Source organism: Pseudovibrio sp. POLY-S9, from assembly GCF_001431305.1.
Taxonomy (GTDB): Bacteria; Pseudomonadota; Alphaproteobacteria; order Rhizobiales; family Stappiaceae; genus Pseudovibrio.
Genome location: NZ_LCWX01000145.1, coordinates 102202 through 126251, shown reverse-complemented (window position 1 = coordinate 126251; position 24050 = coordinate 102202). Strand labels below are relative to the sequence as shown.

General features: G+C 51.5%; 25 protein-coding genes. 13 read left to right on the top strand and 12 right to left on the bottom strand.

The genetic code is table 11. From position 1 onward, the window contains the following. From PPL9_RS12860 to PPL9_RS12850, 3 genes are all read left to right on the top strand, one after another. Positions 1–557: DUF6065 family protein (locus tag PPL9_RS12860; RefSeq protein ID WP_057463062.1), on the top strand; the 557-nt coding region annotated here is incomplete at its 5' end. Between the two features lie 28 nt (positions 558–585). Continuing rightward, a complete protein-coding gene (locus PPL9_RS12855; protein ID WP_057463061.1) occupies positions 586–1137 on the top strand; it encodes a pyridoxamine 5'-phosphate oxidase family protein in 552 nt (183 codons plus the stop codon). Positions 1138–1232: 95 nt separating this feature from the next. Further along, entirely contained in the window at positions 1233–1841 is a 609-nt protein-coding gene (locus PPL9_RS12850) for a 2,3-bisphosphoglycerate-dependent phosphoglycerate mutase (RefSeq protein WP_057463060.1), read from the top strand. Positions 1842–1947: 106 nt separating this feature from the next. On the opposite strand, the gene PPL9_RS12845 is transcribed toward PPL9_RS12850, so the two are convergent. Both PPL9_RS12845 and PPL9_RS12840 read right to left on the bottom strand, forming a co-directional pair. Then, positions 1948–2958 carry an adenosine kinase gene (locus PPL9_RS12845; protein ID WP_057463059.1) on the bottom strand — a complete coding sequence of 337 codons (1011 nt, stop codon included), beginning with the start codon at positions 2956–2958 and terminating at the stop codon, positions 1948–1950. A gap of 83 nt (positions 2959–3041) precedes the next feature. Continuing rightward, positions 3042–3932, bottom strand: a complete 891-nt coding sequence (locus PPL9_RS12840) for a prephenate dehydratase (protein ID WP_057463058.1) — start codon at positions 3930–3932, stop codon at positions 3042–3044. Positions 3933–4489: 557 nt separating this feature from the next. Between PPL9_RS12840 and PPL9_RS12835 the strand changes: the two genes are divergently transcribed. The 6 genes from PPL9_RS12835 to PPL9_RS12810 all read left to right on the top strand — a co-directional run bounded on the left by PPL9_RS12835 (position 4490) and on the right by PPL9_RS12810 (position 13018). Beyond that, a complete protein-coding gene (locus PPL9_RS12835; RefSeq protein ID WP_057463057.1) occupies positions 4490–5038 on the top strand; it encodes a cytochrome c family protein in 549 nt (182 codons plus the stop codon). Positions 5039–5317: 279 nt separating this feature from the next. Then, a complete protein-coding gene (locus tag PPL9_RS12830; protein WP_057463056.1) occupies positions 5318–7183 on the top strand; it encodes an extracellular solute-binding protein in 1866 nt (621 codons plus the stop codon). Continuing rightward, a complete protein-coding gene (locus PPL9_RS12825; RefSeq protein ID WP_057463055.1) occupies positions 7183–9054 on the top strand; it encodes an ABC transporter substrate-binding protein in 1872 nt (623 codons plus the stop codon). The genes PPL9_RS12830 and PPL9_RS12825 overlap by 1 nt, the downstream gene beginning before the upstream one ends. A 14-nt stretch (positions 9055–9068) precedes the next feature. Next, positions 9069–10178: a microcin C ABC transporter permease YejB gene (locus tag PPL9_RS12820; RefSeq protein ID WP_057463054.1), complete on the top strand. Its 1110-nt coding sequence runs from the start codon at positions 9069–9071 to the stop codon at positions 10176–10178. Between the two features lie 6 nt (positions 10179–10184). Then, entirely contained in the window at positions 10185–11369 is a 1185-nt protein-coding gene (locus tag PPL9_RS12815; protein ID WP_057463053.1) for an ABC transporter permease, read from the top strand. Between the two features lie 17 nt (positions 11370–11386). Next, positions 11387–13018, top strand: a complete 1632-nt coding sequence (locus PPL9_RS12810) for an ABC transporter ATP-binding protein (protein ID WP_057463052.1) — start codon at positions 11387–11389, stop codon at positions 13016–13018. A 93-nt stretch (positions 13019–13111) separates the two neighbouring features. On the opposite strand, the gene PPL9_RS12805 is transcribed toward PPL9_RS12810, so the two are convergent. From PPL9_RS12805 to PPL9_RS12775, 7 genes are all read right to left on the bottom strand, one after another. Further along, on the bottom strand, positions 13112–13444 hold the full coding sequence (locus PPL9_RS12805; RefSeq protein WP_057463051.1) for a hypothetical protein: 333 nt from the start codon (positions 13442–13444) through the stop codon (positions 13112–13114). A 144-nt stretch (positions 13445–13588) separates the two neighbouring features. Then, positions 13589–14050, bottom strand: a complete 462-nt coding sequence (locus PPL9_RS12800; RefSeq protein ID WP_057463050.1) for an isoprenylcysteine carboxylmethyltransferase family protein — start codon at positions 14048–14050, stop codon at positions 13589–13591. 42 nt (positions 14051–14092) lie between these two features. Next, positions 14093–14704, bottom strand: a complete 612-nt coding sequence (locus PPL9_RS12795; RefSeq protein ID WP_057463049.1) for a LysE family translocator — start codon at positions 14702–14704, stop codon at positions 14093–14095. 145 nt (positions 14705–14849) lie between these two features. Then, positions 14850–16403, bottom strand: coding sequence for a signal recognition particle-docking protein FtsY (ftsY, locus tag PPL9_RS12790; RefSeq protein ID WP_057463048.1), 1554 nt, complete (start codon positions 16401–16403; stop codon positions 14850–14852). A gap of 30 nt (positions 16404–16433) precedes the next feature. Continuing rightward, complete coding sequence (gene mtaB / locus PPL9_RS12785) at positions 16434–17702, bottom strand: tRNA (N(6)-L-threonylcarbamoyladenosine(37)-C(2))-methylthiotransferase MtaB (protein WP_057463047.1); 1269 nt, start codon at positions 17700–17702, stop codon at positions 16434–16436. Further along, positions 17699–18604 (bottom strand): diaminopimelate epimerase, encoded by a 906-nt coding sequence (dapF, locus tag PPL9_RS12780; RefSeq protein ID WP_057463046.1) that lies wholly within the window; start codon positions 18602–18604, stop codon positions 17699–17701. The genes mtaB and dapF overlap by 4 nt, the downstream gene beginning before the upstream one ends. 152 nt (positions 18605–18756) lie before the next feature. Beyond that, positions 18757–19263 (bottom strand): L,D-transpeptidase family protein, encoded by a 507-nt coding sequence (locus tag PPL9_RS12775; RefSeq protein ID WP_244273168.1) that lies wholly within the window; start codon positions 19261–19263, stop codon positions 18757–18759. 265 nt (positions 19264–19528) lie between these two features. Here PPL9_RS12775 and PPL9_RS12770 point away from each other — a divergent pair, with 265 nt between their 5' ends. Together PPL9_RS12770 and PPL9_RS12765 are read left to right on the top strand one after the other, a co-directional pair. Then, on the top strand, positions 19529–20212 hold the full coding sequence (locus PPL9_RS12770; protein ID WP_057463045.1) for a response regulator transcription factor: 684 nt from the start codon (positions 19529–19531) through the stop codon (positions 20210–20212). A 94-nt stretch (positions 20213–20306) separates the two neighbouring features. Continuing rightward, on the top strand, positions 20307–20744 hold the full coding sequence (locus tag PPL9_RS12765; protein WP_208980539.1) for a cyclic nucleotide-binding domain-containing protein: 438 nt from the start codon (positions 20307–20309) through the stop codon (positions 20742–20744). A gap of 12 nt (positions 20745–20756) precedes the next feature. On the opposite strand, the gene PPL9_RS31320 is transcribed toward PPL9_RS12765, so the two are convergent. Then, on the bottom strand, positions 20757–21227 hold the full coding sequence (locus tag PPL9_RS31320; RefSeq protein ID WP_082596803.1) for an Lrp/AsnC family transcriptional regulator: 471 nt from the start codon (positions 21225–21227) through the stop codon (positions 20757–20759). A 91-nt stretch (positions 21228–21318) separates the two neighbouring features. On the opposite strand from PPL9_RS31320, the gene PPL9_RS12755 reads away from it, so the two are divergent. Beyond that, on the top strand, positions 21319–21942 hold the full coding sequence (locus PPL9_RS12755) for a LysE family translocator (protein ID WP_057463043.1): 624 nt from the start codon (positions 21319–21321) through the stop codon (positions 21940–21942). Between the two features lie 142 nt (positions 21943–22084). Then, positions 22085–22762: an ankyrin repeat domain-containing protein gene (locus tag PPL9_RS12750; RefSeq protein WP_057463244.1), complete on the top strand. Its 678-nt coding sequence runs from the start codon at positions 22085–22087 to the stop codon at positions 22760–22762. A 57-nt stretch (positions 22763–22819) separates the two neighbouring features. Here the strand turns inward: PPL9_RS12750 and PPL9_RS12745 are convergent, their stop codons facing one another. Further along, the gene (locus PPL9_RS12745; protein WP_208989345.1) at positions 22820–23356 is read right to left on the bottom strand and encodes a hypothetical protein; all 537 of its coding nucleotides are present in this window, start codon (positions 23354–23356) and stop codon (positions 22820–22822) included. An 88-nt stretch (positions 23357–23444) separates the two neighbouring features. After that, positions 23445–24050: a 3-isopropylmalate dehydratase small subunit gene (leuD, locus tag PPL9_RS12740; RefSeq protein WP_057463042.1), complete on the bottom strand. Its 606-nt coding sequence runs from the start codon at positions 24048–24050 to the stop codon at positions 23445–23447.

Here is a 24050-nt window from a genome sequence, read left to right as displayed (position 1 = left end):
CTGAGGTCCTCTATCGGCTTGGCGCCGACGGCGAGTGGACCCTGCTGGATCGGTTGTATCTTACAGACTTCGTGGAAGACTACCAAAACTCCTGCCCAGAGGGGCTGGAGGATTACTACCCGCCATTTCTGGATGTGTTTCCTGAAGGCGACATCGTTCAGATCGGCGCTGGTTACAGCCTGATCGGCGATGAAGGCCAGTGCCATTGGGTCCGTGGCCCAATCAACCTGCCGTCCAATGCGGGTTATGACTGCTTTGAAGCGATGATTGACTCCAGCTGGTTCTGTTCACCGCTGTTCATCAATATAAAGCTGCGTAAACAGGATGTCCCAATCAGCTTCCCACGCCACCGGCCTTTGTTGCAGGTCGTGCAGTTGCCCAACACGATCCTGCCGAAGACACCGATTGTCCAACCGGAAATCACCGAGATGGATGGCAGCTCCCAAGAGTTCTGGCAGGCCTGGGCAAGAAGTTACGACAAACGCAATGGCGGACGTTCTGGCAGCTATGCCAGTGAACAGCGCCGCATCAACACCCAATATGCAGTCGCCGACTAGTCGCTCCTGAAAAGGCATCAGAAAGCCGATGATCGTAGCCAAAAAACTGAACCGCAGATTTCGTCAGCATATTGAAGAGCAATCAATGTTCTTCGTCGCAACAGCTGCTGCCACAGGGCACATCAACCTGTCTCCCAAAGGCATGGATACCCTCAGGGTTTTAAGTGACGAGCGCATCATCTGGCTGAACCTGACTGGCATTGGCAATGAGACAGCCACCCACGTACAAGATGATGGCCGCATGACCCTCATGTTCTGTTCGTTCGGCGAGCAGCGCCTCACGCTTCGGGTGTTTGGAACATCAAAGGTCATTCATCCAAGAGATGAGGACTGGGCCAAACTGGTCGCTCAGTTCCCCGACCTGCCGGGGTGCAGACAAATCTTCGACCTTGATATCGAACTCATTCAGACCTCATGCGGCTCAACAGTCCCGCGCATGGATTTGGTTGATACGCGCGTTGAAAAAGAATTCCTGCCCTACTACGAGACGATGGATCGTGAGGAGTTGGAGAACTACTGGCGCAAGCACAATGCCACAAGTCTGGATGGTCTGCCCACCAACATTCTGGAGCCTGCCTGAAATCATCATTGGATGTTTTAACGAAAGTCGGGTTTAGAGCTGCAATTGAACCTATATAAGACACGCACACAAAGAAGATCTGAGAGGCGTGTTTTATGGGATTGTTGGTGTTGGTGCGCCACGGGCAAAGCGAATGGAATGCGCTAAAGGTTTTCTCAGGACAAGCCAATCCTGAGCTGAGTGCCAAAGGCATTGAAGAAGCCCGAAACGCAGGTCGTACTCTCAACTCTCAGGCAATCCAGTTCGATCTGGCCTATTCATCAGGCCTTAGGCGAGCCCGCAAAACACTGGATCTCATCCTTGAAGAAGCTGAGCAATCTCATCTGCATGTCATTGAGGACAAGCTCTTCAATGAAAGGGCCTATGGTGATCTCACAGGCCTTCCTATCGAAAGCGCGGTTCAGGAACACGGCGTGGAGCAAGTGCACCAATGGCGTCACTCATTGCACGCCGTACCGCCCGGTGGTGAAAGTGTGGAGATGACGGCCAACAGAGCCCATGGTGTGTTCAAGCACCGTGTTCTACCTCAGTTGATGAATGGAAAAAACGTCATCATCTCCTCGCATCGGAACACAATTCGAGGGCTGATCTCGAAGATTTGCAAGCTTAATCAAAAAGAGACCGAGCGCATGCACATCGGCACCGCACAGCCGCTCTTCTTTCAGATAAACAGCGCAGAAGATATTCAGCAAATCAGCAAATAAAAAAGGCGGCCCGCAAGCCGCCTGAATTAATATTTTCAGTTCGCTCGAGCGTATTCCCGAAAAGTGGTCCCGGTTTTCGGATAAGAATACGCATGAAAATAAAGGGCTAGGCTTTAAGAGTGAAGCCAGTCTGCTCTGCAATCTGATTAAGCGGCTTTTCAGGGCGCGCACCAACGTGGCTGATAACCTCACCAGCACAAAGACAACCCAGCTCGGCACAATCGCTCAGGCTGAAATCACGCGCCAGACCAAACAGGAAGCCAGACGCAAACAGGTCTCCAGCGCCTGTCAGGTCACGCACACCGCCAATAATAGCGGAAGCTGGCACATGTACGGTTTCCTCGCGAGAAATCGCCATAGCGCCTTCTGAGCCCAATGTCAGAGCGGTCAGTGTGCAATCCTCGCGCACCATCGCAATCGCAGTTTCAATGTCAGAGGTCTGGTAGAGCGCTTTGAGCTCATGCTCATTGGCAAACAGAATGTCGACCTTGTCTTCGCGGATCAGCTTCAGGAACTCATCCCGGAAACGATCAACGCAGAAACTGTCTGACAATGAAAGCGACACCAACTGCCCTGCTTCATGGGCAATTCTGGAAGCTTCAAGAAACGCATTTTTCGCCGCTTCTTCGTCCCAGAGATAACCTTCCATGTAAGTGATTGCAGAATTAGCAACCACGTCGCGGTCGATATCAAACGCAGTCAGTTTGGTCGCTGCACCCAGATAGGTGTTCATGGTCCGCTCACCGTCCGGGGTGATCAGGATCATGGAGCGGCCAGACGCAAGATCATCACGCAGCGGGCCTGTGTTGAAGTGGGCGCCAATGCTGTTCATGTCATGGCGGTAAACGTCCCCAACTTCATCAGCTGCGACTTTGCCGATAAAGGCAGGCGCACCACCAAGCGAAGCGATACCAGCAGCAGTATTGCCTGCACTGCCACCGGAGATGCGCGTTGTTTGACCCATCAGGTCATAAAGGCGCAGCGCTTCGTCTGTATCGACCAGGCGCATGGAGCCTTTTACCAAAGACTGCTCAACGAGAAAGCTATCTTCTACATGAGAGAAGACGTCAGTGATTGCATTGCCGATGCACAATGCATCAAACTTGAATTCAGACATGTAAAGTCCTTGTAACTAGCCCGGATCACAAGCGCCCGGAACGATACATAGGTGACTCACCGTTGGAGCAAGGCCTACAACTGTTATTTCCCTGGTGTAGGACGCAAAGCACGGTTAGCCTCAGGTTCCCGAATTTTTTCGCGGAACGGGCTAGCGTTGTACACCCCAAGAATATTCAGTTCAGTCGAATAAAACGCCAGCTCCTCAAGTGCAAGGGCTACGTTGGGTTCTTCTGGGTGTCCTTCAATATCTGCGTAAAACATGGAGGCGAAAAACTGACCTTCAAGCTGATAGGATTCCAGCTTCGTCATGTTGACGTTGTTGGTCGCAAAACCGCCTAACCCTTTGTAAAGAGCAGCAGAAACGTTTCGAACACGGAAAATGAAGGTCGTGATGATCGGCTGGCCAGTGTTCGCAGTCTGCTTTTTCTCGCGAGAGAGGATCACGAAACGGGTCGTGTTATGGGCAGCGTCTTCACAATCACGTGCGAGGATATCCAGACCATAAACATCAGCCGCAAGCTCTGGAGCAAAGGCCCCGATTGTTTTGTCGCCACCTTCAACAACCTGGCGTGCGGATCCAGCTGTGTCAGCGCCAATAATCGGCTTAAGGTTATGATCGCGAATGAAGTTTCGGCATTGTCCAAGCCCCATGATATGGCTTTGAACACTCTTCAGCTCTTCCAGCTTGGTGCCTTTGATGCCCATCAGCTGAAACCGAATCGGCATGAAGTATTCGCCGATAATGTGCAGATTGCTGCGAGGAAGCAGGTGGTGAATGTCCGCAACGCGTCCCGCAACTGAATTTTCGATCGGGATCATGCCAAGTTCTGCTTCTCCGGTCTCGATCGCGTGGAAGCAGTCTTCAAAAGTCGCGCAAGGGATAGCTTGATACTCTGGGTAAACGGCGTTGCACGCCATATGGGAGTTAGCTCCCACTTCTCCTTGAAACACGACTTTGCGCTGATCTGACATCATTATACTCACGGCAATTTAGAAACCTGATACATTTGAGGCTTCGCCAACAGTCGCGAAAAAGCCCCTCGCACAAATTGCCCTAGATGTGAGGGATTGCAAACCTTAATAATACTCAGAGGCGAAACTTAAGGTGAAAAGACCTCAAGAATGAACGCGTTTAGGGTCCTGTTGGGTGCTCTGTAATGAAATCCCCAGATCTAAAAGCGCTTTGGTGTGATATTTTGTCGCATTCTCTTGAGTTCAGGTAAATTGGTTGCGCTGCGCCTTCACTGCAATCTGAATTGGCCTGAGCGGGATATCCTCGAATAAATCAGTAGTTTATAGCCATTTTAAACTGCTGACCGGCGAGAGTTGCTGTGTTCCTTGGTTTTTTGAGCTCTCAAACATCAACCTGTGGTCCACATCACTGCAAAAGACCTAGGAAAAACACTAATTAAATTATGGACAAGTGCCCGAAAATAACTGTAGTTTCCCAGCAAAATACACATATCGAGTTAGGTGCCGTGCCTGCTGCATGAAGGCTAGCCTAACCAAATATTCGGAGCGTGTGAGCTATGAATTCGTTTGAACTGAACAAAATTGCCGGCGCAATTCTGTTCGCCTTGGTTGTATTCATGGGCCTGAGTGTTTTGACGGAAGTCATCTTTGCGCCTCATGGAAACGAGAAACGCGGTTTTGAGATTGAAGTCGCTGGTGCCGACAACGGCGCAGGTGATGAAGCTGCGGAAGAAGTCAAGGTCGTCTCAATTGAAGAGCTGCTCACCACTGCTTCTGCGGATGCTGGTGCGAAACAAGCTAAAAAATGTGCAGCTTGTCACACCTTCGATCAGGGTGGAAAAAACAAAGTTGGCCCGGGCCTCTGGGGTGTTGTAGGTCGCTCACCTGCATCTCATGATGGCTTCTCTTATTCCTCAGCGATGCAGGAATTTGCGGCAAACAATCCTGAGTGGTCCTTTGAGCAGCTCAACGAGTTCATCAAAGCACCTAAGAAACATGTTTCTGGTACATCCATGGGCTACGCTGGTCTGAAGAAAGACAAGCCACGCGCTGACCTGATCGCTTACCTGCGTTCACTTTCAGACAACCCAGTACCGATCAATTAATATTGAATTGATATCTCTCCCACATATGTGAGGGTAGAATTGTTAAAGAGCCGGGATTTGATCCCGGCTTTTTTATTGTCTGAATTTGCGTGAATGCTAACCTTTTCCTCGTTTCTTCCAGTTAAATTTTTGTCATCTTGGCAAAAGACGTTGTCGTGGAAGTGTTTTCAGCCGTAATCTTAGTTTAAGTTTGGCTGAAAGCTGCAAGAAAAGTTCAATTTTCAGCGCGTGGTGTTTTTTCTACGCTAGAACTACTGATTGTATTTATGGAGGAATGCTGTGCGTACCAGACTATATAGCTCACTGACAGGCTTGGCGCTTGCCATTGCAAGTCTGACATCCTCCGCAGCAATTGCTGAAACCAGTGAGCCTGAATGGCGGTATGCAGACTCCCTCATCAGCGCTCCTCAGATGCCGGAAGGTTTCGCGCACTTCCCCTATGTCAATCCGGATGCTCCCAAAGGGGGCAGGGTGCGTCTCTCGGCAACGGGCACCTTTGACAGTTTGAACCTTGTGGCATCAAAGGGCATTCGTGCAGGTGGACTGGGCCTCATCTACGATACCCTGATGACCCCATCAATGAGCGAGTCCTCGACTGAATATGGCTTGATCGTTGATGCGATGAAATATCCCGAGGACTTTGCGTGGGTGGTCTATCGCTTACGCCCTGATGCACGCTGGCACGATGGCAAACCAATCACCACAGAAGATGTGGGATGGTCATTCGATCAATGGACCACGCAAGATCCTTCCAGAAAATACTATTACCGTCATGTTACGGGCTACGACATTCTGAGCCCGACAGAGATCCGCTTCAACTTCGATAAACCGGGTAACAGAGAAGCCCCGCAAATCCTTGGTTCGCTCTACATCATGCCAAAGCATTGGTGGAATGAGAAAGATGCTTCTGGAAATGCGCGTGACATTTCCAGAAGCACTTTGGAAGTGCCTCTCGGCTCTGGCCCGTACCGCATCGGAGAAGTCGTACCTGGGCGTTCAATCTCATTTGAGCGCGTTGACGACTATTGGGGGCAAGATCTGAATGTAAATGTTGGTTCCAACAACTTCGACACAATCGCCTACGATTACTACCGCGACGAAACCGTGCAGCTTGAAGCCTTTAAGGCTGACCGTTTTGACTGGCGCACGGAAACCACGGCAAAGAACTGGGCAACCGCCTACGATATTCCTGCTGTGAAAGCCAACCATGTGGTGCTGGAAAAATTCCCGCAGACGTATCGTGGTAGTGGCTTGATGCTGGGCTTCATTCTTAACACCCGCAAAGAGAAGTTTCAGGATCGCCGCGTGCGCCGGGCACTGAACTATGCCTTGAATTTCCAGGAAATGAACCGCACGATCTTCTTTGATCAATACAGCCGTTTCACCAGCTACTTCGACGGAACAAAGCTCGCATCTGCAGGCCTGCCAGAAGGGCGTGAGCTGGAAATTCTGAAGTCTTTGAAAGCGCCAGTGCCTGAAGCCGTCTTTACAGAGCCCTACGAGAACCCGGTATCCGAAGATTCCCGTCAGGAGCGCTCCAATCTGAGAAAGGCAATCGGCCTTCTTAGAGACGCTGGTTACGTGCAAAAGCAAGGTAAGCTCGTCAACAAAGAGACTGGCGAACCATTTACAATCGAATACCTGATGAATGGTGGCCGCTTTGAGCGTGTAGCTCTTCGTTATCAGGCCTCGCTGAAGAAGCTTGGTATTGACCTGCAGCTGCGCGTCGTCGACAGCTCACAATATGTCAACCGCGTCCGCAGCCGTGATTTCGGCATGATCTATACCGGCTGGGCGCAGTCTCTTTCTCCAGGCAATGAGCAGAGAGAGTATTGGGGCTCAAATGCAGCGGATAGCGAAGCCTCTCAAAACTATGCGGGTATCAAGAACCCTGCCATCGACGAGCTGATTGATATCATCATCAACTCTGATGATCGTGACGAACTGGTTGCAGCAACCAAGGCTTTAGACCGTATCCTGATGTGGGAGCAATACGTTGTTCCAGGTTGGACATCTCCATTCAGCCGCGTTGCGCGGTGGGATCGTTTCGCACACCCAAAACAGCTTCCTGAATTCTCCATAGGTTTCCCAACCGTTTGGTGGTGGGACGAAGAAAAAGCCAAGAAGATAGAGGAGGCCAATTGATGACGCTTAGCCAAATCAGTAGACGTAGCTTCCTGCACTTCAGCGCGGCCACTGCAGCAGCCTTTCTGGTGCCCGGTGGAGCCCTGCCGGTTCAGGCGGGAACCTTAAGCCACGGCCTCTCTGTCTTTGGTGATCTGAAGTACCCAAAGGATTTCACGGCGTTTGACTACGTCAATCCCGAAGCTCCGGTTGGTGGCAAAATCGCCATGACTGCGCCGAGCTGGGGCTACAATCAGAACCCGCAGACCTTCAACACGTTCAACACCTTCATCCTCAAAGGAGATGCCCCACCGCGTATGGAGCTCTGTTTTGATAGCCTGATGGTGCGTGCCTATGATGAGCCGGATGCCGTATATGGTCTGGTGGCCGAAAGCGCTCTGGTCTCTGAAGACGGCAACTTCGTCACCTTCAAAATTAGGCCAGAAGCCCGGTTCCATGACGGATCAATGCTCAATGCAGAAGATGTTGCCTTCAGTCTGAACCTTCTGAAGGAAAAAGGGCACCCGATTATCAGCCAGTCCATCAAGGAAATGGTTTCTGCGACCGCACCTGATGAACACACTGTCACGATCGCTTTTTCAGGTAATCACAGCAGGCAACTTCCCTTATTGATAGCAACTCTCCCTATCCTCTCAAAAGCGTACTACACCCGCTACAACTTCGAGGCGTCAACACTGACACCGCCGTTGTCCTCGGGACCATATATGGTCGGACGCTATGAGATTGGCCGGTACATAGAGTACAAAAAGGTAGAGAATTACTGGGCAAAAGACCTGCCGGTCAACAATGGCCACCACAATTTCGAGATCATTCGCCTCGACTTCTTCCGCGATCGACAAGCAACATTTGAAGCCTTCAAGAAAGGCCGTTTAACGTTCCACGAGGAGTTTTCCTCCAAGACCTGGGCGACGGAATACAACTTCCCTGCATTGACAGAGGGACGTGTTGCCAAGAAGGAGTTTGCCATCCGCCTCCCATCAGGGGCGCAAGGCTGGTTCCTCAACACGCGCAAAGAAAAGTTCACCAATCCCAAGGTCCGTGAAGCGCTCGGCTACGCCTTCGATTTTGAGTGGTCAAATTCCGCTCTGTTTTATGATCTGTACACCAGAACCCAGTCGTTCTTCGAAAACTCGGAGATGAAGGCTGTTGGTCTGCCAAGCGATGCCGAACTGGCCCTGCTTGAGCCTTACAAGAAAGACCTGCCAGATGGGGTCTTTGGCGAAGCGATCACACAACCGGTTTCCAATGGTTCAGGTCAGGATCGCAAACTCCTCAGAGAAGCCTCGCTTCTGCTCAAGGAGGCAGGCTACTACAGACGCGGTGAGCAATTGATCGGGCCTGACGGAAAGCAGCTGCAAATGGAATTCCTTTCCAACTCACCTGCTTTCGAACGAATTGTACTGCCATATGTCAAGAATCTCAGACTGTTAGGCATTGAAGCAAGCTTCCGCGTCGTTGATCCGGCACAGTTCCAGAAGCGTGTAGATGATTTCGATTATGACATTGTCGGGCATCGTTTTTCTCTGACTCCGACACTCGGGCCGAGCATCCGCAACTTCTGGACATCGGCTTCTGCGGAAACCTTCGGATCTTACAATCTCTCGGGCATCAAGGTGCCTGCTGTCGACGATTTGGTGGATAAGGCGCTGAATGCATCCTCGCGTGAGGAAATGATAACCGCTGCCAGAGCATTGGATAGAGTTCTGCGCGCAGGCTATTACTGGGTGCCGCAGTGGTTCAAAGCCTTCCACACAGTAGCTGTCTGGGACATGTTCGGCATTCCGAATGATATGCCGGCATATGCCTTCCCCGTAGAAGCGACGTGGTGGGTGGATACAGAAAAAGCCGCTCGCATCGGCAAGGAAAGTTAGGGACAAAGAAGCCCATGGGCGCCTATATTCTGCGTAGATTGCTTTTGATGATCCCGACTCTTATCGGCATCATGGCAATCAACTTTGTCATTATTCAGTTCGCACCAGGCGGACCGATTGAGCAAGTTATCGCTCAATTGCAAGGGGATAGTGTATCCGCAACCAGCCGCATTTCGGGTGGTGGAAGTGATTTTGGAAGTTCTGCTGCAGCCAATCAGGGCGGAGGAGACAGTGCAGGATCAAAGTATCGAGGAGCACAGGGCCTTGATCCGGAGTTCATCAAGGACCTCGAGGTCCAGTTTGGCTTCGATAAGCCTCCTTTGGAGCGTTTTGGGCGCTTGATCTTGGACTACGCGACCTTCAATTTCGGCGAAAGCTATTTCCGTGACATTGCTGTTGTTGATCTGATTGTCGAAAAACTGCCGGTATCCATCTCGCTGGGCCTTTGGATGACGCTCATCTCCTATGGCATTTCGATTCCCCTCGGCATTCGCAAAGCAGTAAAAGACGGCACCTCGTTCGATGTCTGGACGTCCAGCATCATCATTGTTGGCTATGCAATCCCGGGCTTCCTGTTTGCAATCATGCTGATTGTTCTCTTTGCCGGGGGCTCCTTTTGGGACTTCTTCCCGCTCCGAGGTCTCACCTCAGAGGGCTGGAGCGATATGTCATGGCCACAACGTATCCTCGACTACTTCTGGCATCTGGTCTTGCCATTGACTGCGATGGCGCTCTCCGCCTTTGCAACAACAACGCTTTTGACGAAGAATTCTTTCCTCGATGAAATCCGAAAGCAATACGTTCAGACTGCTCGCGCCAAAGGCCTGACAGAGCGTCAGGTGCTTTATGGCCATGTCTTCCGCAATGCGATGCTTATCGTTGTCGCTGGCTTTCCGGGTGCGTTCATCTCGGCGTTCTTTGCAGGCTCGCTCCTCATTGAGACGATCTTCTCGCTTGATGGCCTTGGCTTGCTAGGCTTTGAGTCAGCGCTTAACCGTGACTATGCAGTTATGTTCGCCACGCTTTATATCTTCTCGTTGATGGGTTTGATTGTGAATCTGGTTTCAGACCTCACCTACACCTGGATTGATCCCCGGATCGATTTCGAAAGCCGGGAGGTGTAACGAGCAATGGACACACAACTCGAAAAACGCCTTCAGGATCAGGGCTACGAAACAATCAATCCGCTGCCAGAGCAGACGCAACCGCCTGAAAAGCGGCAAAAGCTGTCTCCTCTCAACCAGCGCCGCCTGCAAAACTTCAAAGCCAACAAGCGTGGATACTGGTCCCTTTGGATTTTCCTCGTCCTGTTTGTGCTCGCTCTGGGTGCAGAATTCATCACCAACGACCGCCCAATCCTGGTTTCCTATAAGGGCGAGCTGCTCATGCCGGTCTTTACGGATTACCCAGAGGAAAAGTTCGGCGGTTTCCTTGCAACGACGGACTATCGTGATCCATTTATTCAGGAAGAGATCGATGCCGACGGCTGGATTCTCTGGCCTCCGATCCGCTATTCCTACCAGACGGTCAACAACGAAATCCCGGTCCCCGCACCAGCTCCCCCAAGCTGGATGATGGATAAGGAACTGCGCTGCGAGCGTTATGCAGAGGGTGTGAACGATCCGAATTGTACAATCGGCAACTGGAACTGGCTCGGCACTGACGATCAGGGCCGTGATGTCCTCGCCCGCCTTGTCTACGGTTTCCGTATCTCCGTGCTCTTCGGTCTGGCGCTAACACTGGCATCCTCCGTCATCGGCATTGGTGCCGGTGCCATACAGGGCTTCTACGGTGGTTGGGTCGACCTTGGTTTCCAGCGCTTCATTGAAATCTGGACGGCAATGCCGACGCTCTACCTCATTTTGATCATCTCGTCGGTGCTGACGCCGGGGTTCTGGATCCTCTTCTCAATCCTGCTCGCATTCTCGTGGGTGGCTTTGGTTGGCGTGGTCCGGGCGGAATTCCTGAGAGGCAGGAACTTCGAGTACATCTCGGCTGCGCGTGCGCTGGGCGTTTCCAATGGCACCATCATGCGCCGCCACCTGCTGCCAAACGCGATGGTCGCAACGCTTACATTCATGCCGTTCATCCTCAATGGGTCCATCTCCACGCTGACGGCGCTGGACTTCCTCGGCTTCGGCCTGCCTCCGGGCTCCGCCTCGCTGGGTGAGCTGCTCAAGCAAGGCAAGAACAACCTTCAGGCACCTTGGCTTGGCATGACAGGCTTTTTCGTCCTGTCGATCATGCTCAGCCTGTTGATCTTCATCGGTGAAGCGGTTCGCGACGCCTTTGATCCACGTAAAACGATGAACTGAAGAAGGGAGGATCGCATATGACTGATAATCAAACGCTCCTCTCTGTTGAGGACCTTTCCATCGCCTTCCAACAAGGCGAAAAGGAAAATCTCGCCGTTGACCAGATTTCTTTCGACATCAAGGAAGGCGAGACCGTCGCACTTGTGGGCGAAAGTGGCTCAGGCAAATCTGTTTCAGCACTGTCCGTGCTCAAGCTTTTGCCTTATCCGTCTGCGAGCCATCCAACTGGCAAGATCGTCTATCAGGGCCAAGATCTGATAGCAGCGACTGAAAGCGAAATGCGTAGTGTGCGTGGCAACAAGATCTCCATGATCTTTCAAGAGCCTATGAGTTCACTGAACCCGCTACACACCATCGAACAGCAGATCGCGGAGATTCTGAAGATCCACCGCGGCCTCGGTGAGACGAATGCCCGAAAGCGGGTACTGGAACTTTTGGATCAGGTTGGCATTCCAAATCCGGAAGAACGCCTGAAGTCCTATCCGCATCAGCTCTCCGGTGGACAGCGCCAACGTGTCATGATCGCCATGGCATTGGCAAACGAGCCGGACCTGCTGATTGCGGATGAACCGACAACAGCACTTGATGTCACGGTTCAGGCGCAAATCCTGCAACTGCTGAAAGACCTGCAGAAGAGCACAGGCATGGCCATGCTCTTCATCACGCACGATCTCGGCATTGTTCGCCGGATCTCTGATCGTGTTTGTGTGATGACACAGGGCAAAATTGTCGAACACGGCGATACCGAAGATATTTTCGAAAGCCCTCAACACGAATACACCCAGCATCTGCTGGCGGCAGAACCTAAAGGGCATCCACCTGCCGGAGATACCAGTCAGCCAATTGTCATGGAAGCCAAAGACCTCAAGGTCTGGTTTCCCGTCAAACGCGGCTTTCTGCGTAAAACAGTCAGCCACATCAAAGCAGTTGATGGCATTGATGTGACCGTTCGCGCTGGGCAGACACTGGGCATTGTGGGCGAAAGTGGATCAGGTAAGACCACGCTGGGACTTGCGATCCTGCGTATGATCTCCTCAAACGGTCAGATCAGCTTCAATGGCTCTGATATTCAGGAACACTCGTGGAAGCAGATGCGTCCGCTGCGCCGGGATATGCAAATCGTGTTTCAGGATCCATTCGGCTCCCTGTCGCCGCGTATGTCAGTCTCGGAAATTGCTGGCGAAGGCCTCAAGATCCACATGCCCAACCTCACGGCCAAAGAGCGGGAAGCCAAAGTTGCAGGTGCGCTGGAAGAAGTGGGGCTGGATGCAGCTACAAGGTTCCGTTATCCGCATGAATTCTCAGGCGGGCAGCGTCAACGTATCTCGATTGCGCGGGCAATGGTGCTTGAGCCGAAGTTTGTGATGCTGGATGAACCAACGTCAGCGCTGGATATGAGCGTTCAGGCGCAGGTTGTCGACCTGCTCCGCGATCTACAAAAGGCTCATGGCTTGGCGTATCTGTTCATCTCGCACGACCTTAAGGTCGTCCGTGCACTCGCCAATGATGTGGTCGTTATGCAGCATGGCAAGGTGATGGAGGCGGGGACGTCAGACGAGGTCTTTGACAATCCGCAGACCGAGTACACCAAGGCCCTGATGGCTGCTGCATTCCGTCTGGAAGCAATTGAGGGCGTCATTAGCTCTTGATGTGCTGCTGCCTCTGCTCAATGAGCAATAAGAACTTACCCATGGCCGAACATTCGGCCATGGTCATAGCAAATCTACGGTGGAAGTAAGGAACTAGGTTCCGACAACAACATCCTTGCCGACTTTTAGCGTAACCTTACCACTCGCTTCCATCAGCTGGATTGGCGTCCGCTTTGCAGCTTCCTTCAGTGCTTTTGTGAAGCCACCGTCCCCTTTTAAAGATTCAGCCTTGAAGTTCTTAATTTTGGAGTCGTTGTTCACTTCATCCAAAAATTTGCCTTCCGCGCGTTTCTTCTTCTGGTTCAGCTCTTTCATGAAAGCATCCTCGGTCTTTTCGTCAACCTTGGCTTTCTTCAGGCTTGCTTTGATTTTGCTGGTTTCTTTGTAAACCTGATCGATATCATCAAACTTCATAAGCACGGCCATCAGGATCTCCCTTTTGTTGTTTCTTTTGGATCAACGGCCAGTATCACGCTAGGGACACTACTTGTGCATTCTTACCATAGGGTAACAAAAGGAAGTGGAGGTTGAAGCATTCAAGGCAAAGCGCTTGTGTATCGTGCGGAGAACTTACATCCAGCGCCGGACGCGTGCTTTGTAGGCAAGGTACTCTTGACCAAAGTTCTCTTCTAAAAGGTCTTCTTCCGGTTTGATCTGGAACAGGGTGATATAGACAGCAAAACCCAGAGCAACTGGAATAGCGAACAAGTTCCCCTGAAAGATGGCCCATCCCAACAGGATGAACTGCAAACCCAGATACATCGGATTGCGCGTTTTGGAGTAAATTCCGTCAGAAACAATCGCGCTCGCATTTTCAGGATGTGTAGGGCTTGTTGTTGTCCGCGCTCTGCGGAACTCAGAAAGCCCGGTCACTCCAAAATAACCACCAGCTCCGATGCCAATCACAAGAAATGCTGTCTCTGCACCATGCAGATTGATATCTCCGGGAAGCAGTGTTGCAACCATCCAGATGATAACCGCAAAGCTAAAGAAGACAGCCACAGGCGGGAACCTGAGTTTTAAATTTTCCATTGTGTTCCAGTAGTTTGTTGTTCCAGAAATGCAGGAAGCCTATCAGTTCTCAGAGAGTGCCAGCTTAACACCAAGCGCGCCAAACGTAGCTGCAAAACCTCGTTTGAGCCAAGCCATAACTTTTGGGCGGTTGATCACATAATCGCGGGCCAGCGACGCCATTGCGCCGTACCCGATGAAAACAACAAATGTAAGTGCCATAAAAACAAAGGCATGGAAGAGCAGAGCAGGTGTTGCATTTTCACTACCAGGAGAAACGAACTGAGGGAGGAAAGCGAGGAAAAACAGAGACAGCTTTGGGTTCAGCACATTAAGCAGAATACCGTCGAGTGCGGTGCGATAAAGAGTTCTCTCGCGGCTTTCGCCACTCACTTCCAGCGCGCCACCACTGCGCAGGATGCTCCATGACATGTAAAGCAGATAAGCAACCCCAAGATACTTCAGGATCTGAAAAGCAAGGGCGCTGCTATGAAAGATCGCCGCCACCCCAATAATACTTGCCAAAGCTGCTGGAACAATCCCAAGCGTACAGCCAAACGCAGCAGCAACACTTGGCTTAAGCCCTTTCCCAAGCCCGATAGCAATCGTGTAAAGCACACCTGTGCCGGGCAACAGAACAACAATGAAAGAGGTCAGAAGATACTCAAGTGTCATGAAAGAGCTCACAAATTGATGGCACGGCAACAGAAGAACCAGTCTATCTGATTGCTCTGGCGTGTCCAATGAACTCGAAGAAAATGATCTGAAAGTAGGTAGGAGTGGAAAGGCGCAAGACGCCTTCCCAAATCACATAGCTTAGTTAGTCTTGCTCATGATCTTTGCCAGCAATCGCTGCTGCAAAGTCTTTTGCTGAGAATGGCTCAAGGTCTTCTACGCCTTCACCCACGCCAATGAAGTGCACGGGCAGGCCGTATTTACGGGCAATCGCCACCAGAATACCGCCTCGGGCTGTGCCGTCCAGCTTGGTCATCACAAGACCAGTTACACCAGCAACCTTGCCGAAAATCTCCACCTGAGACAGAGCATTCTGGCCTGTGGTCGCATCGAGGGTCAGCAAAGTGGTATGCGGTGCATCGGGAACGCGCTTACGGATCACACGGATGATCTTCTCAAGCTCATCCATCAACTCAGCTTTGTTCTGCAAGCGACCAGCGGTATCAATCAACAGCACATCTGTGTCGTTGCTGAGAGCGGCATCAACGGCATCGTATGCAAGGCCAGCAGCATCTGCACCGGTATCGCGCGCCACAACTTCAGCGCCAGTGCGCTCACCCCAAATTTTCAGCTGTTCAACAGCTGCAGCGCGGAATGTGTCGCCCGCTGCGAGCATCACTTTCTTACCCTGCTCATGCAGCAGAGATGATAGCTTACCGATTGTGGTGGTTTTGCCTGTACCGTTTACGCCAACCATCAAGACAATGTGTGGTTTATGACCGCTTTCAAGGTCCAGCGGTTTAGCAACAGGTTCAAGGACGCTTTCAATTTCTTCAGCAAGGATGCTGCGGACTTCCTCGCCTGAAATTTCCTTATCATAGCGACCATCAGATACACGGTCGGTAATCGCAATCGCTGTATCAATGCCAAGGTCTGCTTGAATCAGAATATCTTCCAGCTCTTCAAGAGTATCTGCATCCAGCTTGCGCTTGGTGAAGATCGAGCTGATGCCCTCGGATAGGGCATTGGAAGAACGGGAGAGCCCGGCTTTAAGACGCTGGAACCAGCTCGTTTTTACTGGAACATCTTCTCCAGTTTCCGCAATTCCCGGAGTTTCTCCAGCTTCTTCAGCCTCTCGGCTCTCTTCGACCGCTCCAGTTTCCTCGTCTCCTCCGGATCCTCCGCTTTCCCGAACACTTTCAGAGCTTCCTGCTTCTTCAGGTCCTTCCGCTGTTCCTGATGCTTCAGTGATCTCATCTGTGAGAACGGGTTGTCCATCGGCAGTATCCTCAGCAACGGGCGCAGCATCATCGCTGACCTTTGGGGAAAGTATATCTTGCTCAGGCTCAACGTCTGCTGAATTTTCTTCATGCAGATCGTCATTGTCCAGGTAGGCGGTCTCTTCTAGGGCTTTGGTTTCTGCCTCATCCAAATCATGAGGCTTATCAGAAACTTTCTCTTCGGTCGCAGGCTCCAACTCAGGTGTGAGCTCTGGATTTTCCAGATCAAGAGTTTCATCTGCGATTGCTTCAGCCGTTTCTTCAAGGCCTTTAACAGGGTCAAGCGGAACGGATTGAACGCCTTCTAAAGACTCACGAAGCTCTGCACTGTCAGGAGCTTTTTCCTCCTGCAGGCTCTGTGTTTCTTCTGAGGAACCGCCAAACAGGCGACTGAAAAAACCGCGCTTCTTTTCGCTCATGCTGGAAAGATACCTTTGAAATGTAAAAGCTTAAGCTGCTTTGCCAAGTGGCTCTGCAATTAGATGTCTTTCGGTATGCCCTGTAATGCGTGCGGAGACAAGGCTTCCGGCAACATCCGCATCCAGTTCAACCTGAGTAAATTGCTCGGTGCGACCAAGTCCCTCACGCTCAATCAGGATCTCACGCTTCTTGCCCACTTCAGCACGAAGGTGAGCCAGCAAAGCTTCCTGCCCCTTTTCACGAAGGCGTGCAGCGCGCTCTTTAATGATCTTGCGATCGAGCTGCGGCATACGGGCCGCTGGAGTGCCAGGGCGTGGAGAGAATGGGAACACATGCAGATGTGTCAGCCCACACTCATCAACGATGCGCAGGGTGTTCTCAAACATCTCATCAGTCTCGGTCGGGAAACCGGCAATGATGTCAGCGCCGAAAACAACATCCGGGCGCATCTTGCGTACGTCTTCGCAGAACTGGATCGTATCTTCACGAGAATGACGGCGCTTCATGCGCTTGAGGATCATGTTGTCGCCAGCCTGCAGGGAAAGGTGCAGATGCGACATCAGACGATGATCATGCGCAATCACTTCCATCAACTCATCATCAGCTTCAATGCTGTCGATGGAGGACAGACGCAAGCGCTTGAGATCAGGAACCATCTTCAAAATCTTGGAGCAAAGCGTTCCAAGCTTCGGCATTCCTGGCAGATCAGCGCCGTAGGAGGTAATATCAACGCCAGTCAGAACAATCTCGCCATAGCCGTTATCGACAAGGCGTTTGATCTGGTCAATCACCACGCCCATCGGCACAGAACGTGAGTTACCGCGGCCATAAGGGATGATGCAGAAGGTGCAGCGATGGTCACAGCCATTCTGGACCTGAACAAACGCACGAGAGCGTCCTTCCAGTCCATCGATCAGGTGACCAGCGGTTTCGCGCACGCTCATAATGTCGTTGACGCGCACCTTCTCGGTTTCTTCAATGCCAAACTGAGCGACACGGCCATAAGAGGCGCGCTCCAGCTTTTCGGAGTTACCAAGAACCAGATCCACTTCACCCATCTCGGCAAAGGTTTCAGATTCTGTCTGGGCCGCACAGCCAGTCACGATAATACGTGCATCCGGATTTTCGCGGCGGGTTTTGCGAATGGTCTGCCGTGCTTGACGGACAGCTTCGTTGGTCACGGCACATGTGTTGATCAGCACGGCATCCTTAAGGCCTGCGGCCTCTGCTTCGCGCTTCATCACTTCCGACTCATAAGCGTTCAGTCGGCAGCCAAATGTCACAACATCAATGCTCACTGCGTAGGCTCCATTGCCGCGTCCCCCGAAGCGGTCTTTGTGTAGGTGAGGGTGTCGAGATTGAGCTCGCCCTCGAATTCAATTGCGGTTTCACCGGTCATCATGATGTGGTCGTTGTCCTCACGCCACTCAATACCCAGCGGTCCTCCCGGCAGATGGACAGTGCACTTACGTCCTGTCCGTCCAGTTCTGGCAGCAGAAACACCCACTGCGCAGGCCCCGGTGCCACAAGCTTTTGTCAAGCCAGCACCGCGTTCCCAGACTTTCATGCGGATCTCGTTTTCGCCAATGATCTGAGCAAGAGAGATATTCGCCTTTTCAGGGAACATCGGATGACACTCAAGCAATGGTCCAAATCGCGCAAGGTCGTGGGCTTCAATATCATTCACCCAGAAAATGGCGTGCGGATTACCAACATTCACAACGCTTGGTGAGTGCAGAACTGGCTCGTCTATCGGCCCGATCTGCAGCTCAATGGCCCGCGTGTCCGCAAACTCTTCTGCCAGTGGAATCTGATCCCACTCAAAGCGAGGCCTGCCCATATCAACGCTCACCAGCGTCTCTGTGTCAGAAGCATGTGCAATCAGTAAACCAGCGTTGGTCTGAATAGGAACGCTTGGAGTGCCTGCTTCACCCATTAGCAGACGGCCAATGCAGCGTGTTGCGTTACCGCAAGCATCTACTTCGCTGCCATCGCGATTGTGGATGCGCATAAAGGCATAAGCATCAGAACTTGCAGGCTCGACCGTAATCATCTGGTCAAAACCAATACCCTTTTCGCGGTCTCCGATAGCTGCAATTTGCGCCGGAGTTAAGACAACCTTCTTTGCGCGGCCATCAAACACCACGAAATCATTGCCTAAACCGTTCATTTTCAAAAAGGGAACCAGCGTATCCGCCATGAGCTTGCTTCCATTCATGCGTAATCCGTCAAGAAGGCACTATATGGATTAAATTACTTTAGATTACTAGGGAAAATGCAGGGAAAAACCTTGTCTGAAACGATTGTGAGGCCAGCTTTAAAGCCTCCCTAATCGAATTCTCTGGTTTTGCACTAATCCGCACAGACTTCCATTACATCCCCAGGCGCCATTTCCTTCAGGATTTCACGCATCACTTCCGGATAAACCGCAACGCATCCCTCTGTCGGTAAAAAGCCTTCTCGTGCCACGTGAAAGAAGATTGCGCTGCCTTCGCCTTTGACCGCCGGATACATATTGCAATCCAGCACGACAACAATGTCGTAAAGCCGGTCATCTCGCCACATCTTCTCATGGCTGGGCTCAAACGGCAGATCGACGGGGCGGTTATAAAGAGTATCCTGAGGAGAATCACACCAACCATCGCTTTGAGACAGGGGTGAAACTGGCAAATACGTGACTGGACAAGAGCTGCGATCCGAGCGGTAATACACATTCAGCAGTTCAAAACGCCCAATCGGAGTTGCGCCGTCACCTTCGCGCTTTGTGTGCGTCAAACCAGATCGTCCAAGTGCACACGCAAATGTTACTGCGCCTAGCGTCAGTGTTCCTGAGTGAGGCTCATCACCTGTATGCCGCACAAATAGGGTCTTCTGGGTCTTCTTAAGTAGCTTTGCGGGGGGAGTGGGTACTGCGAGAGGAAGCATCTATGAACCTGTTGTCCTGCGGAAAACACCGGGAGAAACACTCCCAAATAAAGCGGGGGTCACTTACGCGTGAAGTAGATTTTACGAAAAACTTTGAGATTTACCACGTTTTTGCTCGCCTTTTTTTCGGCAACCCTTCATGTATTTATGTGAGATAAGTTTTAGGGCTAGCACCAAAGATTGGTGATTGGGTGAGAATATGACTGCACGTAAAATTCTGCTTGTAGATGACGATAACGATCTGCGTGAAGCGCTCGTTGAGCAGCTGTCGCTTTATGATGAATTTGAAACCACTCAAGCTGACAGTGCTGCGACTGGCATCAAAAAAGCAAAAGAAGATCACTTCGACCTAGTTCTGATGGACGTTGGTCTGCCGGACATTGATGGCCGTGAAGCTGTGAAGTTGCTGCGTAAAGCAGGCTTTGGCGCTCCAGTCATCATGCTCACCGGTCATGACACAGATAGTGACACGATCCTTGGTTTGGAAGCTGGCGCAAACGACTACGTCACCAAGCCATTCAAGTTCGCTGTTCTGCTTGCTCGCATTCGTGCGCATCTGCGTCAGCATGAACAGAGCGAAGATGCTGTGTTCACCATTGGCCGTTACTCCTTCCAGCCTGCTGCAAAGTCTATGCAGGACGATAGTGGTGGGAAGGTTCGCCTGACCGAAAAAGAAACTTCTATCCTGAAGTTCCTCTACCGTGCAGGTGAAAAGCCAGTGACACGCGACGTGCTGCTGCATGAAGTTTGGGGCTACAACTCCGGCGTCACCACACACACGCTGGAAACTCATATTTACCGTCTGCGTCAGAAAATTGAGCGTGATCCGTCCAATGCGGAGCTGCTCGTGACAGAAGCTGGTGGATATAAGCTTGTGCCTTGAGGCATAAGCAGCTAATCCAAGAACTATGAGTCTAGCCCGCGACATCGAAATCTTAAGACGCGTTCCTCTCCTCTCGCAATTTTCAGAGGACCAGTTGCGCCTGCTCGCATTCAGTGCGGAAACCATGCAGGTGTCTAAAGGTGGAACAATTTTTAATGAGGGTGAGCGGGCAGACGGTGGCATCGTGCTGACAATCGGCAAGGTGCAGCTGGAAACCGGTATGGGGCGCGACGCGCGTCCCAGAGGCACCTACGGCCCCGGTACTCTGTTCGGCGAAAACGCACTGATGGCTGAGGGCAAACGTCCGGCCCGTGCAGTCGCACTTGAAAATTGCGAATTGATCCGCGTCCGCCGCGCACTCTTCTCCCGCATGCTGCAGGAATTTCCTGAAACGGCGCAAAAGCTTTATGTCGATAAAGCAAACCAGTTTACGACAGCTGCCGCCGCTTTGGCGCGCGTTGGTCGCAAGCTGGACGAAGTGGACGCTCTCAATGAGCGCCATAAACAAGAAGTTGCTGCTAAGCGCAGTTAAGCCAGCAGCCCTTTAAAGCGGCTTCTGCACACGGCTCTCTTTAAAATCATAGATAATCGAGCTTTCGATCTTGGTGATGTAGGCTCGCTTTGTGAACTTTTCAAAGGCGAGGCTTTTCAGGTGATCGATATCGCGAACACGCAGATGGGCGACGATATCGTATGCTCCACTGATCAGCGTGACGGATTTTACTTCCGGTAGCCCAACGACCTCCTGCATGAATTCCTCCACCAGAAGTGCCTCGTGTCTGTCCAGCTGAATGAAGAACATTGCCTCAAAGCCCACTCCATAGGCTTTCGGGTCCACGACGGCATGGCTACTCTGTAAAATACCACTGTCTTTCAATCGCTTAATACGTTCATGGCAAGCCGATGGGCTCAGGTTAACCTCTGCGGCCACCTGTTTATTGGGAAGCAGTGCATTATTCTGCAAAATTTCCAATATGACGAAGTCTGTTCGGTCGAGATGGTGAGAAGAGGTCATTTTTCGGAATCAATTCGATATTCGGAGGGTATGCGCCGCAGTATATTCGGAGAAAATTTGGAATAAAACCTCTCATAAGAAAATACTCTCAATGGCAGCGAATACCCTTCTCTTTTTGATCACCATCCTAAGTCTGATTATCGTGCCCGGCCCGGATATGCTGTATGTCACCAGCAGGGCACTTGCGAGCGGAAAACCCGCTGCCCTCAAAGCATCTCTCGGAATTTCAGCTGGTTATCTCGTGTTCACCGTCTTGGTTGCTGCAGGTTTTCAGTCTCTCTTCCTGGCGGAACCAAGACTGTTTCAGGCAATCCGCTGGGTAGGTCTGGCCTATCTTATGTATTTGGCCTATCGCCTCTTCTTCGCAAGCGGCATGTGGACTTCAGAAGATGAGCAACAAGCACCAGCAGATACCAATGATCTGAAGTTCGGCTTTCTCACCAGTTTGCTGAACCCAAAGGGAATGCTCTTCTATTTCTCTCTACTGCCGCAGTTCTATGTGCCGGAGGTTATGCCTTTCTGGCTCTACGCGCTGGTTTTCGGCATGGTGGCAAGCCTACTCTGCCTGATTGTTTACTACGGCGTTGGCAGCCTCGTTTCCGGCCCTGCCCGCGTGTGGCTGGCAAACAGCAACAACGGCAAACGCGTCTCCATGCTCGCCAGCCTTTGCGTCTTTGCTGTCGGCATCTCTATGGTCGTTGCCGATATCGCGTAAACACATCTGCACGATCTTTTGAAAAGCGCATTGTAAATCAAGCCGTCAGCTTGTGATATGACTGCATGTCGCCTTCATGCAGTCATAGTTTGCCGCTTTGACTGAGCCAACCAACGTCTCACTCAAAGAGGAAACTGCTTCCATGCCAAACACAGTCAGTAAAGTACTTGCAGGAGCCGTTGTGGCTACACTGCTCACGCTGGGTGGGCTAAACTCTTCTGCGCTTGCTCAAACTTATACAGAGCAAGACGTTTTTGCTGCAGTAGAGGCGAATGACATGAAGGCATTAGACCAAATCGCAAAGGCCGGAGCGTCACTGGATGCCCGTGACAGCTCTGGTGATACAGCGGTTATCGTTGCAGCCAGACGTGGAGATCTTGAGCTGGTCGAGCACTTGGTCAAACTCGGCGCTGACATCAATCTGATGGATGCCAAAAAGCGTGATGTGCTGAACATAGCGATCACCACGAGTAACCCTGAACTGGCACGGTTGGCTCTGGACTTAGGGATCGACCCTTCCATGGTGACATCTGTCTATGAAGGCTCTGCACTCATATACGGAAGCCATCAGGGGGCTGTCGAGATTGTTTCCATGCTGATTAAGGCTGGCGCACCGCTTGACCATGTCAATAATCTGGGCTGGACCGCACTTCTTGAGGCCACCATTCTTGGCGACGGCAGTGAACCTTATCAGACGATCGTCAAGAAACTCGTTGATGCCGGAGCTGACAAAATCATCGCTGACCGTAACGGCGCCCTCCCAATCGACCACGCCCGCAACAAAGGCCACACAGCAATCGTGCAGCTCTTGGAAGACTAGGCTGCTTAAGCTAACAGAGATTGGTGAGGAGACAAGGCTGTTTAGCTTTAAGCCTCTTTAAGCCTCTTTAAGCAGCTTTTCCCAGTTGGACCAAGCTTTGGAAGCTGGGTCCTCACTAATCAACCGCAAGATCAGCCCTTCAAATCGCTTTCTGCTAGAATACCCAAGAGATGAAATAGGGGATCGAGTGAGCTTTTGGCCTGTGCGCTTATGGAAGAATTCCAGAAAGTCGTCATTAGCTTCAATGCGCTGAGCCAACTCAGGCAATGGAATGCCGGTAGCCTTCTCTATCGCGAGCCTAAAGTCCTCAATTGCTTCTTGCGAATGATCGAGGTGACTAAGTGCAATGCCGCGTTCTAAGTACAACATCGCAAGTTTCTTTTCTTCAGATGCGATGAGGGTGTTCAATAAACCTGTTGTGATAGAAATGCTGCAGGCGCGGACTTTTCTCTCTTCATCAATACCAGGCTTCTGACAAGTTCCGGCAAAAATGCTGGCAGTGAAGCCTAGAATCCAGATTGGAAGGAATAAGGCTGCGAAACTCCAAATAAATGTCGCCTTGAACGAGAGCCTCTTGCCAGCGTCTTTATTCATTCAGACCTCCAAGGATTGCACCGTGCGGAGTCCATATAACAAGGGCGCCACAAGGGCGCCCTGAAAAATTTGCTTTATACCAACTTGGTTAGTGCCAAGGATGGCTCAGTCCCAGTTTGTCTTCGTAGCTGTCGATGTGGTCGGTCTTTTGAAAAGTCTGACCAATGTCGTCAAGGCCGTTCAGCAGGCAATGCTTGCGGTGTGGGTCCAGATCAAACTTGATTGAGCCACCATCCGGGCCGCGCACTTCCTGTTCTTCCAGATCAACAGTCAGTGTCGCGTTTGCGCCGCGGGACGCATCATCCATAAGCTTGTCGAGATCTTCCTGACTCACCACGATCGGCAGAATGCCGTTTTTAAAGCAGTTGTTGTAGAAGATGTCAGCAAAGCTGGTGGAGATCACACAGCGAATGCCGTAATCCAGCAGAGCCCAAGGCGCGTGCTCACGGGAAGAGCCGCAGCCGAAGTTATCACCAGCAACAAGGATCTGAGCATTCTCGTAGCTTGGCTTGTTCAGCACAAACTCTTCGTTTCTGGAGCCGTCGTCGTTGGTACGCATCTCATGGAAAAGTGCAGTGCCAAGGCCTGAACGCTTGATGGTTTTCAGAAACTGCTTCGGGATGATCATATCGGTGTCGATATTGACCAGTGGCAGCGGCGCAGCAACGCCTGTCAGTGTACTAAACTTTTCCAT

What these genes read in the sequence shown, in the direction of transcription:
- PPL9_RS12855 (WP_057463061.1), top strand. Translation starts at nt 586, where the DNA reads ATGATCGTAGCCAAAAAACTGAACCGCAGATTTCGTCAGCATATTGAA.
- PPL9_RS12850 (WP_057463060.1), top strand. Translation starts at nt 1,233, where the DNA reads ATGGGATTGTTGGTGTTGGTGCGCCACGGGCAAAGCGAATGGAATGCG.
- PPL9_RS12845 (WP_057463059.1), bottom strand. Translation starts at nt 2,958, where the DNA reads ATGTCTGAATTCAAGTTTGATGCATTGTGCATCGGCAATGCAATCACT.
- PPL9_RS12840 (WP_057463058.1), bottom strand. Translation starts at nt 3,932, where the DNA reads ATGTCAGATCAGCGCAAAGTCGTGTTTCAAGGAGAAGTGGGAGCTAAC.
- PPL9_RS12835 (WP_057463057.1), top strand. Translation starts at nt 4,490, where the DNA reads ATGAATTCGTTTGAACTGAACAAAATTGCCGGCGCAATTCTGTTCGCC.
- PPL9_RS12825 (WP_057463055.1), top strand. Translation starts at nt 7,183, where the DNA reads ATGACGCTTAGCCAAATCAGTAGACGTAGCTTCCTGCACTTCAGCGCG.
- PPL9_RS12820 (WP_057463054.1), top strand. Translation starts at nt 9,069, where the DNA reads ATGGGCGCCTATATTCTGCGTAGATTGCTTTTGATGATCCCGACTCTT.
- PPL9_RS12815 (WP_057463053.1), top strand. Translation starts at nt 10,185, where the DNA reads ATGGACACACAACTCGAAAAACGCCTTCAGGATCAGGGCTACGAAACA.
- PPL9_RS12810 (WP_057463052.1), top strand. Translation starts at nt 11,387, where the DNA reads ATGACTGATAATCAAACGCTCCTCTCTGTTGAGGACCTTTCCATCGCC.
- PPL9_RS12805 (WP_057463051.1), bottom strand. Translation starts at nt 13,444, where the DNA reads ATGGCCGTGCTTATGAAGTTTGATGATATCGATCAGGTTTACAAAGAA.
- PPL9_RS12800 (WP_057463050.1), bottom strand. Translation starts at nt 14,050, where the DNA reads ATGGAAAATTTAAAACTCAGGTTCCCGCCTGTGGCTGTCTTCTTTAGC.
- PPL9_RS12795 (WP_057463049.1), bottom strand. Translation starts at nt 14,704, where the DNA reads ATGACACTTGAGTATCTTCTGACCTCTTTCATTGTTGTTCTGTTGCCC.
- ftsY (WP_057463048.1), bottom strand. Translation starts at nt 16,403, where the DNA reads ATGAGCGAAAAGAAGCGCGGTTTTTTCAGTCGCCTGTTTGGCGGTTCC.
- dapF (WP_057463046.1), bottom strand. Translation starts at nt 18,604, where the DNA reads ATGGCGGATACGCTGGTTCCCTTTTTGAAAATGAACGGTTTAGGCAAT.
- PPL9_RS12770 (WP_057463045.1), top strand. Translation starts at nt 19,529, where the DNA reads ATGACTGCACGTAAAATTCTGCTTGTAGATGACGATAACGATCTGCGT.
- PPL9_RS31320 (WP_082596803.1), bottom strand. Translation starts at nt 21,227, where the DNA reads ATGACCTCTTCTCACCATCTCGACCGAACAGACTTCGTCATATTGGAA.
- PPL9_RS12755 (WP_057463043.1), top strand. Translation starts at nt 21,319, where the DNA reads ATGGCAGCGAATACCCTTCTCTTTTTGATCACCATCCTAAGTCTGATT.
- PPL9_RS12750 (WP_057463244.1), top strand. Translation starts at nt 22,085, where the DNA reads ATGCCAAACACAGTCAGTAAAGTACTTGCAGGAGCCGTTGTGGCTACA.
- PPL9_RS12745 (WP_208989345.1), bottom strand. Translation starts at nt 23,356, where the DNA reads ATGAATAAAGACGCTGGCAAGAGGCTCTCGTTCAAGGCGACATTTATT.
- leuD (WP_057463042.1), bottom strand. Translation starts at nt 24,050, where the DNA reads ATGGAAAAGTTTAGTACACTGACAGGCGTTGCTGCGCCGCTGCCACTG.